Source organism: Streptomyces sp. NPDC048417 (assembly GCF_040651615.1).
Lineage (GTDB): Bacteria > Actinomycetota > Actinomycetes > Streptomycetales > Streptomycetaceae > Streptomyces.
Map to the genome: position 1 here is coordinate 87360 of NZ_JBEZKI010000024.1, position 14439 is coordinate 101798.

Consider the following 14439-nt stretch of genomic DNA (forward strand, 5'->3'; position numbering starts at 1 on the left):
CTGTCGTGCTGTGCAGTCGCATGTGCCGCGAGACCCTCACCAGGCGGGGAGGATCCCGGCGAGCCGGCCGCCGTCGACCACGGTCTCGGTGCCGGTCATGTACGAGGATTCGTCGCCGGTGAGGAAGAGCACGGCGGACGCGACCTCCTCGGTGGTGCCGAATCTGCGCCGCGGCAGCTGGCGGGCGAGCTTCGCCATGGCCTCGGCGTGCAGGTCCTGGGTCATCCCGGTGTCGACGATGCCGGGGCACACGGTGTTCACCCGGATGTTCTCGGGACCGAGCTCCATGGCAGCGACCCGGCTCATGCCGATCACCGCGAACTTGGATGCGCAATAGGCGGCGAGATACATGTCGCCTGCCAGGCCCGCCGTGGAGGAGATGTTGACGATGGTGCCGCCGCCGACCGCGCGCAGGGCGGGGATCACGGCCTGCATGCCCAGAAAGACTCCGAGCTGGTTGGTCTCCACCATGCTCATGAAGTCCGCGGGCGACATGTCCTCGACTCGTCCGAGGAGCATCACGCCCGCGTTGTTGACCAGCGCGTCGAGCTTGCCGAACCGGTCGACGACCTGCTCGACGGCGTGGTTCCACTCCTCCTGGCGGCGTACGTCTAGATGGATGTAGCAGCCCCGGTCGCCGAGTTCGGCGGCCAGCGCGGCGCCCTCCTCGTCCAGGACGTCCGCTACGGCCACCCGGGCGCCCTCGGCGGCGAACCGGCGTGCCTCGGCGGCACCCATGCCGCGCGCCCCGCCGGTGACGAGGACGACGCGCCCGTCGAACCGCTGTCCCACTACCATTGTTCCCTCAGTCGGCCGGCGTCGGTGGTGGTGGCGGGGCCGGGGCACTGGCCCAGCAGCCGGCCGAGTTCGGCGGCGAGCCGCTCGGCGGTCGCGGCCGGCAACCGATCGGTCCACGCGGCGATCGTCAGCGTGAGTCCGCCCGTGCCGGTGGCGCGGACCTGGATCTCCAGTTCCGTCATGGTCGTAGGGGTGTCGGGCCGTTCGAACCGGCTGGTGCAGCCGGGCAGCCGCAGGTCCGGTTCCGGGTCGTCTTGGAGGATCAGCACCGGGGTGCTGAGGATTGTGTCGGAGCGCTGAGCGGCGAACAGGCCGCGGGCGGCTTCGAAGAACGGCACGTCCTGCGCCGCCATCGCCTCGGCCACCACCGAGCGGGCGTGGTCCAGCATGTCCTCCGCAGGCCGGGGACGCAGGCGCAGACAGAGCATGTCGACGCGGTTCGCAACCGTGCGTCCCGGCGGGCCCAGCCGCCGCGAGAAGGGCACCATCAGACCGAGGTCGTCCTGCCCCGTCAGGGTGCGCAGGGCGGCCGCGCAGACGGCGGCCAGGAACACCAATCGGGAGGTGCCGAGCCGGCGGATGTGCCGGTCCCACGGAGCGAGCTGTCCGGCGGGCACGTCCACCACGACGGTGTACCGGGCTCCCGCGCGGGCCTCGCCCGGCTGCCGTCCCGGCAGCACCACATCTGGAAGGTCCGCCAACTGCGTCTCCCAATAGCCCAGTTGAGATGCCCTGTCGATGGCGGCGAGCCGCCGTTCATACTCGGCGGAGAGCTGGTGCAGGGACGCCGCGGGCCCGGCGAAGACGGGCTCCACGCCTGCCCGCCGTGCGGCGTACGCGGTGCCCAGATCGTCGGCGAGCACCGACTCGGCGGCACCGTCGTAGGCCACATGGTGCACCACCGCACCGAGCAGCGTCCGCCCGCTCTCCGCGCTGCGCACGAGCACGCTGCGCCAGATCCGGCCCCGGGAGATGGCCAGCGGCCTGAACAGCTCCCGCCGTGCCTCCGCCACGGCCTCGGCGTCGGTCGGCCGCGGTGCCGGCCGATGCACCTCGGGCGAGCCGTGGTCCGGGGCGACGTACGCGGTCGGGCCGGGCGCCATGGTGTACCGCGCGCGCAGTGCCTCGTGCCGGGCGTGCACATCGCCCAGGGCGGCCACCAGCGCTTCCTCGTCCGGTTCGCCGTCGATCCACCACATCATCGGACAGAGATAGGCGACCGCCGACTCCTCGGGGACGTCCTCCCACAGGAAGAAGGCGTGGTGGAGGGGGAGTGTCACGCGGCCGTCGGCGCCGGGACCGGCCGCCCCCTCCCCCGTCCCGGCCGTACGCCGGAGGTCTTCGAGTGCCGCCGCCAGAGACCGTACGGTCGGAGCCGCGAACACCGTGGACGGCGGCACGGCGAGCCGTTCCTCCTCGCCCAGGCGGGTACACAGCCGGGCGATGTCGAGGGAGCTGGCGCCGAGTTCGAAGAAGGAGGTGTCCCACGGCACCGGCCGGACCCTGGTGAGGTCGCCGATCGCCGCCGCGATCCGGTCCGCCAGAGGCTCGGCGACGGGCGGCGGGACCGTCGCCGGGGCCGCCGTGCCGGTCTGCCGGGTCTCCAGTCGTTCCCGCAGGGCCTGCCGGTCGACCTTGCCGTTCGCCGACATGGGCAGTGCATCCACGCGGTGGATGCGAGTCGGTACCAGATAGGGCGGCAGCCGCCGGGCCAGCTCCCGGCGCAGCTCGTCGGTGTCGGGGGCGGTGGCGTCGGTGCGGGGGACGTAGAACAGGGCCAGGTGCTCGTAGCCGCCGCTCGCGCCCAGCAGGGGGACCGCGGCGGCACAAGCCACCTCGGCGATGCTCTCGACGGTGCGCTCCAGCTCGCCCGGTTCGACCCGGTGGCCGCGCACCTTGACCTGGAGGTCGTTGCGTCCGTCGAAGTACAGCAGTCCGTCCTCGCCCCAGTGGGCCAGGTCCCCCGTCCGGTAGAGGCGGCGCGGGACGCCGTCGAGGAGGACCTCCACGAACGCCCGTGCCGTGCGCTCCGGGTCGTCGAGATAGCCCGTGGCCAGCCCTCCGCCGCCGACGCACACCTCGCCGCTCTCACCGGTCGCACACGGCCGGTCCCCGTCGAGCACATACACCTGCGTGTCGTGGAGCACGCTGCCGAGCGGCACGCCGGCGGGGTCGGCGCAGTCCTCGGGCAGGACCCGGCGCGCGGTCACCGCGATGGTGCACTCGGCCGGTCCGTAAAGGTTGAGGACGTCGAGACCGGGATGCCGCTCCAGCAGCCGTCGCAGGTGCGCCGCCGAGGCCCGGTCCCCGCCGGTCAGGACCCAGTCCAGGTCGCCGAGGGCGTCCGGGTCGGTGTCGACGACCAGATTGAGCAGGGCGGTGGGTAACAGGGCCCCGTTGACTCCGTGTTCCTTGACCAGACGGCGCAGCAGCGCGGGCGTCGGTATCGGTTCGTCCGGGAAGACCGAGGTGCCACCGTTCAGCAGGACGCCCCAGCAGTCCAGCGTGAAACCGTCCCAGGGCACCGGGGCGATCTGCGGCACGACACTGTGCGGCCCGAACACGCGGAATCCGTCCTCGCCGAGCAGTCTGAGCGCGCCTCGGTGGGTCGACAGCACGACCTTGGGGGTGCCGGTGGACCCGGACGTGAAGAACACGGTGCTGGGACTGCCGCCGTCCACCTCAACCGGCGAGGGCCGCTTGCCGCCGCCGCTGCCGGGGGCCGGGGGAGCCAGCACCGGCACGCTCCAGGGGCCCGCGGCGGTGACCAGCAGCGGGGGGCCGAGCCGTGTGACGAGGGAGGCGAGCCGTTCGCGCGGCCATCGCTCGTCGAGCGCCGCATAGGCGGCGCCGCGTTTGAGCACGGCCAGCAGGACGGCCACGAACTCCGCGGTGCGCGGCATCAGTACCGGCACCTTGTCACCCGGACCGACGCCCCGCTCCTCCAGCCGGGCGGCGTAGTCGTCGGCCAGGGCGTCCAGTTCGGCGTAGCCGACCCGTCGGTCGCCGTCCACGATCGCCACCGCCGCCGGGCGGTTGCGGGCGTGCCAGGAGAACCGCTCGTGCATGGTGGACCCGTTGCCAGCCGCTCCGTCTCCCGGCTGATCGCTCGTCATCGGCCCCTCCCTCCATTCGATGCCGCTGGATCGCGACACCGGTCAACGATGACGGGACCAACTGGAGCCGCACTCGACCGCGGCGGCCGTCTGGGGCCCGGCCCGCAGTCAGCGACCCGGCCCGGGCGGGGAGGTCTCCTGGGCGATCCCGGCCTCGATGCCGTCCAACACCCGGTCGACGCCGCGCGTGAACTGCAGCTCGGCGTTGACGTGATCGCCCTCGGTGAGGAGCCTGGCGAACATCGGATATCTTCCGCTGGCGACGACCTGCTGCACATAGGGAATCCTGGCCATCCAGCGCTGCTGCTCCGACATGCCGGTCTCGCGGGCCAGTTCGGCGTCGCGCAGCTCGTTGGTGACGAATGCCTCAACGAAGATCACCAGCAATTGGACGGCCTCGACCATGCGGCTGACGGGCATGCCGAGACCGTCGAGCGCCGAGAGGGCGAACTCGAAGCAGCGCAGGAAGCCCGGGCCGAATCCCCACCCCGACAGGCCCACCGAGACCGCCCAGGGGTGGCGGTGCGCCGCAACCCGCAGTTCCGCGGCCAGGGTGCTCAGTTCAGGGCGCCAGTCGCCGGGGGTGTCGGGGATGGCGAGTTCGCTCCAGACGGTGTCCACCATCAGGTCGTACAGGTCCTGTTTGCTCGGCACATACCGGTAGACCGACATGGTGCCCGCGCCGATGGCCGTCGCGACCTTGCGCATGGTCATCGCCTCGACGCCCTCGCGGTCGGCGATGGCGACGGCGGCGGCGACGATCTCGGACCTGGTGTACGCGGGCTGCGGCCCGCGCTGCGGTTTCTCCGGGCGTTCCGGGCGCAGCCAGATCGGCTCGCGCCTGGCCGGTTCCACAGGGCCTGCCATGGTCCGCCACCTCGCAGCCTCACCAAATACTGCGTACAACATACCAGGTTTTGGTGGTGGCCGGGATTCCGGCGCCCCCGGGGCTCACGACAGCGCGGAATCCTCTCCGAACCACCTGGTCAGCGCCGCCCGCAGCCCCTCGTCCCCCTGCTCGGCCGCCCACGCGACATACCCGTCCGGACGCACCAGGACGGCGGGAGCGGACACGTCCTGCGCGGACCGGCCCGTCACCACGTCGACGCGGTCCGCCCAGCCGGCGGCCGCCGCGGCGGCCTTCCCCGAGTCCGTCGGATCGAGCAGGACCGGGCGGCCGGAGCGCAGCAGTTCGGCCGTCCGCGTCACTCCCCAGACGGTCTCCAGGGCGATGTCCGGCGCCCGGCGCCCAGTAAGCGGGTGCACCGGCAAGTCTGCGCCGCCCGTGAGGTCGTAGACCACATCGAGCCCGCTGACCAGTTCCGACAGCAGCAGGTTCACCTCGTCCAGGGCCAGCAGTTCGGCGAACAGCTCACGCAGGGCGTCCACGCGTTCGTCCGGATGCATCAGCGCGAGCTGCGCCTGCGTCTCGCGCAGTACCCGGACGGCCACCGGGCGCCGCTCGCGGTGGTAGCTGTCCAGCAGGCCCTCCGGCGCCCGGCCCGCGACCTCGGCGGCTAGCTTCCAGCCGAGGTTCAGCGCGTCCTGCAGACCGAGGTTGAGGCCCTGCGCGCCAATCGGGAAGTGCACGTGCGCCGCGTCGCCGGCGAGCAGGACCCGTCCCTCGCGGTACCGCTCCGCCAGGCGCGTCGCGTCGCTGAAGCGGGAGAGCCAGGTCTGTCCGTCCATCGGTACGTCCACCCCGGTCACCCGCCGGACGGCGGCGCGCAGTTCCTCCAGGGTGACGGGAGCGTCGCGGTCCGCACCCGCGGCACCCTCGAACTCGGTGGTCAGGACCCGGGTCACCCCCTCCTCCAGGGCCACGGCCATCAGCAGCCCGGCGGGGGTTCGCAGCGTTCCGGGGACGCCGACCGGCAGTGCCCCGGGGTCGGTCAGCCTGATATCGCCCAGCAGCGCGGTCACACTGCCGCCGGTGCCGGAGAAGCCGATACCCGCCGCCCTGCGCACCGTACTGCGCCCGCCGTCGCAGCCCACGAGATACCGGGCCCTGATCGTGTGATTGCCGCGCGGGCCCGCGACCGTGGCCGTCACGCCCTCCTCGTCCTGAGCCAGGCTCAGCAGTTCGTGTCCGCGGCGGATCTCCGCGCCCAGCCCGGTGGCCCACTCCTCCAGCAGCCGCTCCGTCTCGGCCTGCGGAATCATCAGCGAGTACGGACGCGCGCCATCCAGCCGGTCCAGCTTCAGCAGCGGCTGGATCCCCGCGAAGTGCGCCTTCGGCCACTGGAGATGGTCCCGCTCGAACAGGTCCAGCAGCCCGCGCGAGTCGAGTATCTCCAGGGTGCGCGGCTGCAGCCGGAAGGCCCGCGAGCGCCCGCTCGGCTCGGGGAGCTTCTCCAGCACGGTCACCTCGGTCGCGTTCAGCCGAAGCTCCCCGGCCAGCAGCATGCCGACCGGCCCACCTCCGACGACCAGTACCTCAGTCGATTCTGCAGCGCTGGGCACGGCTCACTCCTCGTTGGCTCGACGGCGGCCCGGGCGCCCCGGGCGGACGCGGGATCCGCGCCCGGCCCAACGGTGGCACCGCCCGCTGGGCCGTCGTTGGAGCGGCGCTGGAACGGGGATCCACCAGTGCTGCACCGCGGCTCCAGCGACGGGGCACACCGTCACCGCGTGAACCTTGGACTCGAAGGACGTACCGTGCTCGTGACCGGCGCGACCCGGGGGATCGGACGGGCCGCCGCCCGTGCGTTCGCCGCGGAAGGCGCCCGGGTCGCCGTCGCCCACCGCTACGACGAGGCGGGTGCCGTCGCGCTGGCGAAAGAACTGGGCCACGGGGCGTTCCCGGTGCGCTATGCCCTGGACGAGCCCGCCTCACCCGCGGCGGCCGTCGAGGAGGTGGCCGAGCGCTGCGGCGGACTTGACGTACTCGTCGCCAACGCGGTCACCCGCGGCCGCCGCCGGCCCCCGCACGAGCACGCCGAGGACGTCGATCCCGCCGAGTGGCAGGCGGTCCTCCAGCACAACCTCACCGGGACGCTGCGCACCGTCACCGCCGTGCTGCGGCCGATGCGCGCCGCGAAGTGGGGCCGGATCGTACTGCTGTCCTCGCATGTCGCCCGCCACGGCAGGGCCGGCCAGGAGTTCTACGGCACCGTCAAGGCCGGCTTCCACGGCCTGGTCCGGAGCCTGTCCTGGGACGCCGGCCCCGACGGGGTGCTGGCCAATGTCGTCGCCCCGGGGCTGACCCTGACCGAAGGAGTGCTGGAGGCGCTGCCCGCCGCCGTCCGCGAGCGTGAGGTCGCGCAGACCCCGACGGGACAACTGAGCACTCCGGAGGACATCGCCGCCATGGTGCTCTTCCTGGGCTCCGCCGCCAACTCGAACATCACCGGCGAACTGGTCTCCGTGACCGGCGGGAAGTGAGGGTGCCTTCCATGCGTGTGCAGTTCGTGACCTGGTCGACCCCCGGTCACCTCTTCCCGATGGTGCCGCTCGCCCGCGCATGGCAGACCGCGGGGCACGAGGTGCGCGTCGCGGCGCCGGAGTCCTGCCGCCAGGCCATCGGCCACGCCGGGCTGACCGCGGTCGCCGTGGGACGGCCGGTCGACCTCGTGTCGCTGGGCCGCCGCGAGGACTTCCGGGCCTGGTACGACGACGACTGGGCAGCGGGCTGGGCGGGTCGGCCCGAGGCGCTCACCGAGGCCCAGGAGCACACCCTGCGCGCGGCCTCCGGCCGCCAGCTGGCGGTGGCCGACGCCATGCTCGACGACCTGCTCGCCCACGCGGCACAGTGGCGGCCCGACCTCGTCGTCTATGACCCGCTGAGCTTCGCCGGGCCGGTGCTCGCCGCCGTGCTCGGCGTTCCCGGGACGGCCCACGGCTGGGAGGTCGCCACAGTGCTGGGCACCGAGCTGGCGGACCGGCGGGCGGGCACCCCGCTGCCCGGCTACCTGGAGCTGTTCGAGCGCTACGGCGTGGCGGCCCGCCCGGCCACTCGGCGCCTGATCGACCCCACCCCGCCGTCCATGCGGCTCCCGGAGACGGTGCCGGTGGAGCGCGTCGAGATGCGCTACGTGCCCTACAACGGCCCCGGTGAGGTCCCCCGCGACCTGACGGGGCGCGCGGACATCCCTCGCGTCTGCTTCACCAGCGGTGTCGCCCTGAGCAAGACCGGCGCCGACGCCGTCACCCGGACGATCGACGACATGATGACAATGACCCGGGGCCTGACCGCCGAAGTGGTGCTGGCCATCGGCCCCGGCCAACGGGACCTGCTGCCCGGTCTTCCGGAAGGGGTCCGGGTGGCCGAGGGCGTGCCGTTCCAGCTGCTGCTGCCGCACTGCGACGCGGTCGTCCACCACGGTGGGGCCGGCACGGCCATGACCGCGGTGCACTGCCGGGTGCCCCAGCTGGTTCTGGCGCAGTCGCCGATCTACTCCGAGGTCGGTCACCGGGTCGCGGCCGGCGGCGCCGGCGTGGTGCTGACCGGCGCCGAGCGCACTCCCGAACGGGCCGCCGACACGCTGGCCGGCCTACTCCGCGACGACTCCTACTGCTCGGCGCTCACTGGCCTGGCCGCCGAGGCGGCCGCGATGCCCTCGCCCGCCGAGGTCGTCGACATCCTGGCGGCGCAGTGCCCGTGACACCCCCGACGGCTCTGTCCGACGGCCCGTCGCACCCTCCTGGAGGAAGATCATGCGGGTAGCGCTGAGCGCGCTCGTGCCCAGCCACCTCTTGCCGATGGTCCCGCTGGCCTGGGCCCTGCAGGCGGCCGGCCACGAAGTGCTGGTCATCGCCGACCAGGAGGTCGCCCGTACCGCCGTGGCGGCGGGCCTCGCGGCGACCGAGATCACCCCGGCCGACGTGGCAGGCGCCGACGTCGACGTGCCCGGGACCGGCCGCGACCACGGCCTCGTCCGCACCGAGGCCTATCTGCCCGACTGGCTGCGCCTGGCCACCGCCTGGTCCACGGACCTGCTGGTCACCGACCCCCTGGACCATGCAGGCTGGATCACCGCCGGAGCCCTCGGGATCACGCTCGTCGTGCACCGCTACGGCCCCGAGGCGTTCAGCACGCGACTGCACCGCAAGGTCGAGGAGCCGCTGCGCCCGGTGGCAGTCGCCGCCGGGTCCGCGGGCGGACTGCCCCGGCCCGCCCTGATCGTCGATCCTTCCCCGCCGAGCATGCGCTCTCCCGACCTCGCGCCGGGGCACCCGGTCCGTTTCGTGCCGTACGGAGGAGGCGGTACGACTCCGGCGTGGGCCCTGCTGCCGCCCGCGGGGCGCCGAGTGGCCGTCTGCCTCGGCATATGGGGTGGCGCCCGGTACGCCACAGACGGGCTGCCGTCCGCGTTCCGTCAGGTGATCGAGGTGTCGGCCGCCACCCCCGGCGTCGAGACGGTGTTCCTGCTCCCGCCCGGCAGGCGCGCGGGGGTCGGACCGCTGCCCGCGACGGTGCGCGTGGCCGATCCGCTGCCGCTCGGCCATCTGGCGCCCGGCTGCGATCTGATCGTGCACCACGGCGGAGCCGGCACCGCGCTGACCGCGCTCGCCCACGGCGTGCCCCAGCTGGTACTCCCGCCGGACCAGCCGTTCCTGCGCACCACGGCGGAGCTGGTGGCCGGCGCCCACGCGGGGCGCGCGGTGCCGGACGCGGCCACCGCGGAGCGGCGGGAGGTGTCCGAGGCGTTCGAGGACCTGCTGTCCGCCCCGGGATACGCCGCCGCCGCGAACCGGCTGGCCGCGGAGATCCGGTCCCAGCCCGGCCCCGCCGAGCTGGTCGCCGTACTCGAACGACTCGTCTGAGGCCGCCGCCCGTCCGGCCGGCCCCACGCGGAACCGAGGAACCGAGGAATCGAGGAACCGTCATGCGTGTGCTGTTCGTGGCGCAGGGCCCGTCGCACGTCCAGTGGCAGATCCCGTTGGCCTGGGCGACCCAGCTCGCCGGCCACGAGGTACTGGTCGCGACCCGTCCGCCCTACGTGGGCCAGATCACCCGGGCGGGGCTGCCCGCGGTGGCGTTCGGGGACGAGGAGCGCATCGGAACCCTGGTGGGGCAGGTCAAGGACGACTTCGCCGAGCGGGTCCGGCGCCGTGGCGCCGCGGAGGGCGGCAGCGGGTTCACGCCGACCGAGCGGGAACTCGTGGCCGCGGGCGGTCGCAAGATGATCGCGATCGCCGAGGGCATGGCGGACGACGCCGTCGCCGCGGCCCGCGCCTGGCGTCCCGGGGTGGTCGTCCACGACACCGGGGCGCTGGTGGGGCAGGTGGTGGCGGCCGCGCTCGGGGTGCCCGCCCTCGGTCACACCTGGGGGGCGACCGTCGACGGGGTCTTCGATCTCGCGGACGAGCAGTTCCGGCCGCACTTCGACCCGCTGTTCCACCGGTTCGGGGCACGTCCGCTGCCGATGGAGGACACGGTGTGGATCGACCCCAGCCCGCCGAGCATGCGCGCGCCGGTTCCGGTGCGGCGGATCGACATGCGGTACGTGCCCTACAGCGGCCCGGGGGTGCTGCCGGACTGGCTCTGGGCGGAGCACCGGCCGAGGGTTTGTGTGACCACCGGGATCTCCGGCGCCAGTCCGTCCGCGCCCTGGGGCGAGGAGGCGCACCGGGCGCTGCTGGAGAGTCTTGCGGGGCAGGGCTGCGAGGTGGTGCTGACCGTCCGGGACGCCTCGCGGGTCGCGGCGGGGACGTTGCCGGAGGGCGTCCGGGTGGTGGAGTCGTTCCCGCTCAACGTGCTGCTGCCGACCTGTGCGGCCGTGGTCCACCACGGCGGGGTGGGCACCGGGACGACGAGCCTCGCCTGCGGGGTGCCCCAGCTGGTGCTGGCCGGGCATCTTGTCCAGCGGCGGTGGGGCGAACAGGTGGCGGCAGCCGGGGCGGGGCTGACCCTGCCCGCCGACGGGACCGCCGACGCGCCACAGGTGGCGAAGGCGGCGGCGCAGCTGCTCGCTGACCCGGCGCTGCGCGAGGGTGCCCGACGCGTGGCCGCCGAGATCGCCGCCATGCCCGCCCCCTCGGTGGTCGTCGGCATGCTGGCCGACGCCGCGTCGGCAAGCTCCAGCGGCCCTCCGGTCCACTTCCACGCCGTCGGCCCAGCCTTGCGGTCATCGACGTGACACGAGAAGGAGTCGACCTCCATGCGTGGCATCATCCTGGCCGGCGGAAGCGGGACGCGGCTGCAGCCCCTCACCCGCGGCATCTCCAAACAGTTGTTGCCGGTCTACGACAAGCCCATGGTGTACTACCCGTTGTCCGTGCTCATGTTGGCAGGCATCCGGGACATCTTGTTGATCTCGTCCCCCCGGGACCTGCCGATGTTCCAGCACCTGCTCGGCGACGGCTCCTGGCTCGGGCTGGACATCTGTTATGCGGAGCAGCCCGAACCGCGGGGACTGGCCGAGGCGTTCCTCATCGGCGCGGACTTCGTCGCGGGTCAACCGTGCGCCCTGGTACTGGGCGACAACATCTTCCACGGCAACGGATTCTCCGAACTGCTGCGGCAGTACACGTCCCTGACCGAGGGCTGCGTTCTCTTCGGCTATCCGGTGGCCGATCCCACGCGGTACGGGATCGGCGAGGTGGACGCGGCGGGCCGGCTGGTCTCGCTGGAGGAGAAACCGGCCCTGCCGCGCTCCAACCTGGCCGTCACGGGCTTGTACCTGTACGACGGCCAGGTCGTCGACCTGGCCGGACAGCTGGCCCCTTCGGCCCGTGGCGAGCTGGAGATCACCGATCTCAACCGCCGCTATCTGGAGGCCGACCAAGCTCAACTGGTCAACCTGGGCCGGGGGTTCGCGTGGCTGGACACCGGCACGCACGACTCCCTGATGGACGCGGGCCAGTACATCCAGACCCTGGAGCGACGCCAGGGCATCCGGATCGCCTGCCTGGAGGAGGTGGCCCTGCGGATGGGATTCATCGACGTGGACACCTGCTACCGGCTGGGTGAGCAACTTGCCACGTCGGGCTACGGCCAGTACGTCATGGACACCGCGGTCGCCACCGGCGCGCGCCTGATCGGGTCCCTGTGACACGGAGGAGACGCTGATGCGGGTCATGCTGGTCGCCCTCGCCCCCAGCCATCTGGTGCGCATGGCCGCGACGGCCTGGGCGCTGCGTTCGGCGGGCCACGAGGTGGTGGTCGCCGGGCGGCTGCAGGTGGCCGAGGCAGCACGACAGGTCGGACTGTGCGGCCTCGCCGTACCGGAGCTCCCGCTCGACCGGCTCCCGCCTCCCGCGGAGCGTCCCGCGGCCCCGGTGCCGGCCTTCACCCGCCTGTCGGCGGGGCTGACCGAGGAACAGCGGCAGGCGTCGACGGCCCGGGAACGGCAGGCGGAGCGTCATCCGTGGGAGCAACGGGTGCGCCGGGTGCTGGACGGATACCTGGAGGCGGGGCGCCGCTGGCGGCCCGATCTGCTGCTGTGCGACCCCATCGAGTTCGCCGGCGCGGTGGTGGCCGGGGTGCTGAAGGTGCCGCTGGTGCTCCACCGGTGGGGCAGCCCGGACTCCTTGACCTCGGAGGCGGTGCAGCGGGCGGGGACGGTTCTGGCACCGCTGTGCGCCGAACACGGTCTGGACGACGGCCCCCGGACGGCCGATTTGGTCCTCGACCCGTGTCCGCCCAGCCTCCAGCTCCCGGCCGCCGACCCGGCCCTGCCCATGCGTTTCGTCTCCTGCAACGGCTCCGATCTGCTGCCCGACTGGGCCCGGCGACCATCCCGCGGCGGACGGGTGTACGTGGCCTTCGGCATGTTCGGCACCGAAGCGGCACAGCGCGGCGCGGACTTCATCCGCCCGGGAGATCTGGCGGACCGGTACCGGGAGGTGGCCGAGGCGCTGGCCGCCCGCTCCGGAGCCGAGTCGGTGGTCTCGGTGCCAGGCGAACTGCGCGACGCTCTGCGCGGACTGCCGCCCCGGATCCGGTGCGTCGACTGGATCCCCCTGAATGCCGTGCTGGCGCCCCAGGACGTGGTCGTCCACCACGGCGGGGTCGGGACCGCGATGACGGCCTGTGCCCGCGGCGCCGTCCAGCTGGTGCTGCCGCCGGGCCATCCGGTGTTCCTGGAGTGTGCGGCCGGGCTGGCGGCCCGCGGGGTGGCCCGCTCGGTCGACGCCGACGCGCTCGCGAACCGCCCCGGCGCTCTGGCGGACGCGCTGGAGGACGTCCTGTCCGCTCCGGGTCTGCGCCCCGCTGCCGCGGACCTCGCCGCCGAGATCGCCTCGCTTCCCGCCCCGGCGGCCGTGGTGCGGGAGCTCGAACGTCTTTGACGCGCGCGGGCCGACGTTCTCGGCGGGCCCGCCTTCTTGCGGACCCGCCCGGAACGTCGTCTCAGGCGCCGTGGATCCGGTGGGCCAGCCGCTGCTTCGCGGCGCGGCGCTCCGCGACGGTCCGGGCGGAGAAGCCTCCCGCGCCGGGGCGGGGCGGGACGGTGCGGTCGTCGGTGACCAGCCAGGCCGACCCGTGAGCGACCAGCGACCGGTGCTTGACCGCGTAGTAGTCGGCGGGGCCGTGCTCGACGGCCACTCCGGAGGCACCCGCGGCCGCAGCCACCAGATGCGGGTGGAAGCGCGAGGTGATCCAGGTCTGTCCCGTCGCGGCGGGCATGCCGTGCGCCGTGAGCGAGGCTGCCGGATACGCCAGGGCGGCGGGCCAGCGCCGCTGCGCCTCGGCGAAGACCTCGTGATCGTCCCCGGGGTCGCACTCGACCAGGCCGAGCGAGCTCTCGGGCACGCCCCACTCCTCGACGGTCTTCTGCATGAGGTCCAGCAGCGCCGGGCTCTGCGCGCACAGCATGACCTCAGGCAGCCGTCCGCCGCGGTAGGTGTGGTAGCCGAGGTCGAGGAAAAGGTCGTCGCCGGTGCAGGTCACGTCCGCGCGGCCGAGGATGCGCGCCGAGACCTCGTCGCGCACGTCGACCACCTGGAACGGGGCGACAGCACGGCGCAGGGCGCTCCCCCCGTCGAGGAACGCGGGCGCGAGCCCGATGCCGGTCAGCGAGGCCCGGCCGCCCGAGCGGCGGACGGCCGCCCCCACGCCGGCCAGCAGCCCGAGGTGGGGCGGGCACAGCCCGTTGAGGTAGCCGCCGCCCAGTACATGCACCGTGTCGGCCGCGAGGAGGGGCCGCAGTTCCTCGTGCGACGCGCCGGACCGGGGCCGGACGGCGTCCACAGCCCGCTCGACCCGGTCGACCGCCTCACCAGGCCCAGGTGCGCCGGGCGCGCGCGACAGCCGCCACAGTGCGTCGGTGAACCGGGCCCGCGAGTGCAGCCCGCCGAGATCCTTCGCGGCCCGCTCGGGCCCCACACAGTCCAGCACCACGTCGTCGTCGGGCGCCGAGGCGGCGAGATATCGCAGCCAGCCCGCGGTGATGGCGTCGTCCCCGTAGTTCGGGATGCCCGCCGCGGAGACGAGGTAGTGGACGGTGCGGGCCATGGCGTTCCCTCCGTAGGTACTGCGCGGGTGGTGCGGTCATCCTTCGGGGCCGTGGTGGAGGCGGACTCGAGACGGGGAGGCGCTCACCCAAGACAGTTGCGTACGGCGTTCCGAGTTGCCTACTGT

The 14439-nt window shown here is 73.4% G+C and carries 11 protein-coding genes; 6 read left to right on the plus strand and 5 right to left on the minus strand.

What is annotated here, in order from left to right:
* Positions 1-36: 36 nt before the first annotated feature.
* The 4 genes from AB0D59_RS33555 to AB0D59_RS33570 form a co-directional block, all read right to left on the minus strand.
* Positions 37-792, minus strand: a complete 756-nt coding sequence (locus AB0D59_RS33555) for a glucose 1-dehydrogenase (protein ID WP_362573657.1) — start codon at positions 790-792, stop codon at positions 37-39.
* A complete protein-coding gene (locus AB0D59_RS33560; protein ID WP_362573660.1) occupies positions 792-3914 on the minus strand; it encodes an AMP-binding protein in 3123 nt (1040 codons plus the stop codon). Before AB0D59_RS33560 ends, AB0D59_RS33555 begins: the two co-directional genes overlap by 1 nt.
* 108 nt (positions 3915-4022) lie before the next feature.
* The gene (locus tag AB0D59_RS33565; protein ID WP_362573662.1) at positions 4023-4781 is read right to left on the minus strand and encodes a TetR/AcrR family transcriptional regulator C-terminal domain-containing protein; all 759 of its coding nucleotides are present in this window, start codon (positions 4779-4781) and stop codon (positions 4023-4025) included.
* An 84-nt stretch (positions 4782-4865) separates the two neighbouring features.
* Positions 4866-6377, minus strand: coding sequence for an FAD-dependent monooxygenase (locus AB0D59_RS33570; RefSeq protein WP_362573665.1), 1512 nt, complete (start codon positions 6375-6377; stop codon positions 4866-4868).
* Positions 6378-6545: 168 nt separating this feature from the next.
* Between AB0D59_RS33570 and AB0D59_RS33575 the strand changes: the two genes are divergently transcribed.
* From AB0D59_RS33575 to AB0D59_RS33600, 6 genes are all read left to right on the plus strand, one after another.
* Positions 6546-7298 carry an SDR family NAD(P)-dependent oxidoreductase gene (locus tag AB0D59_RS33575; RefSeq protein WP_362573668.1) on the plus strand — a complete coding sequence of 251 codons (753 nt, stop codon included), beginning with the start codon at positions 6546-6548 and terminating at the stop codon, positions 7296-7298.
* Positions 7299-7309: 11 nt separating this feature from the next.
* Positions 7310-8518: a nucleotide disphospho-sugar-binding domain-containing protein gene (locus tag AB0D59_RS33580; RefSeq protein ID WP_362573671.1), complete on the plus strand. Its 1209-nt coding sequence runs from the start codon at positions 7310-7312 to the stop codon at positions 8516-8518.
* A 52-nt stretch (positions 8519-8570) separates the two neighbouring features.
* On the plus strand, positions 8571-9680 hold the full coding sequence (locus AB0D59_RS33585) for a nucleotide disphospho-sugar-binding domain-containing protein (RefSeq protein WP_362573674.1): 1110 nt from the start codon (positions 8571-8573) through the stop codon (positions 9678-9680).
* A 62-nt stretch (positions 9681-9742) separates the two neighbouring features.
* The gene (locus AB0D59_RS33590; RefSeq protein WP_362573677.1) at positions 9743-10996 is read left to right on the plus strand and encodes a nucleotide disphospho-sugar-binding domain-containing protein; all 1254 of its coding nucleotides are present in this window, start codon (positions 9743-9745) and stop codon (positions 10994-10996) included.
* Between the two features lie 21 nt (positions 10997-11017).
* Positions 11018-11911 carry a glucose-1-phosphate thymidylyltransferase RfbA gene (gene rfbA / locus AB0D59_RS33595; RefSeq protein WP_362573680.1) on the plus strand — a complete coding sequence of 298 codons (894 nt, stop codon included), beginning with the start codon at positions 11018-11020 and terminating at the stop codon, positions 11909-11911.
* Positions 11912-11927: 16 nt separating this feature from the next.
* The gene (locus tag AB0D59_RS33600; RefSeq protein ID WP_362573683.1) at positions 11928-13148 is read left to right on the plus strand and encodes a nucleotide disphospho-sugar-binding domain-containing protein; all 1221 of its coding nucleotides are present in this window, start codon (positions 11928-11930) and stop codon (positions 13146-13148) included.
* A 61-nt stretch (positions 13149-13209) separates the two neighbouring features.
* Here AB0D59_RS33600 and AB0D59_RS33605 read toward each other — a convergent pair whose 3' ends face one another.
* Complete coding sequence (locus tag AB0D59_RS33605; RefSeq protein ID WP_362573687.1) at positions 13210-14313, minus strand: polysaccharide pyruvyl transferase family protein; 1104 nt, start codon at positions 14311-14313, stop codon at positions 13210-13212.
* Between the last annotated feature and the right edge of the window lie 126 nt (positions 14314-14439).

Coding starts and splice junctions, on each gene's coding strand:
- AB0D59_RS33605 (WP_362573687.1), bottom strand. CDS start 14,313: ATGGCCCGCACCGTCCACTACCTCGTCTCCGCGGCGGGCATCCCGAAC.
- AB0D59_RS33590 (WP_362573677.1), top strand. CDS start 9,743: ATGCGTGTGCTGTTCGTGGCGCAGGGCCCGTCGCACGTCCAGTGGCAG.
- AB0D59_RS33560 (WP_362573660.1), bottom strand. CDS start 3,914: ATGACGAGCGATCAGCCGGGAGACGGAGCGGCTGGCAACGGGTCCACC.
- AB0D59_RS33585 (WP_362573674.1), top strand. CDS start 8,571: ATGCGGGTAGCGCTGAGCGCGCTCGTGCCCAGCCACCTCTTGCCGATG.
- AB0D59_RS33580 (WP_362573671.1), top strand. CDS start 7,310: ATGCGTGTGCAGTTCGTGACCTGGTCGACCCCCGGTCACCTCTTCCCG.
- rfbA (WP_362573680.1), top strand. CDS start 11,018: ATGCGTGGCATCATCCTGGCCGGCGGAAGCGGGACGCGGCTGCAGCCC.
- AB0D59_RS33565 (WP_362573662.1), bottom strand. CDS start 4,781: ATGGCAGGCCCTGTGGAACCGGCCAGGCGCGAGCCGATCTGGCTGCGC.
- AB0D59_RS33600 (WP_362573683.1), top strand. CDS start 11,928: ATGCGGGTCATGCTGGTCGCCCTCGCCCCCAGCCATCTGGTGCGCATG.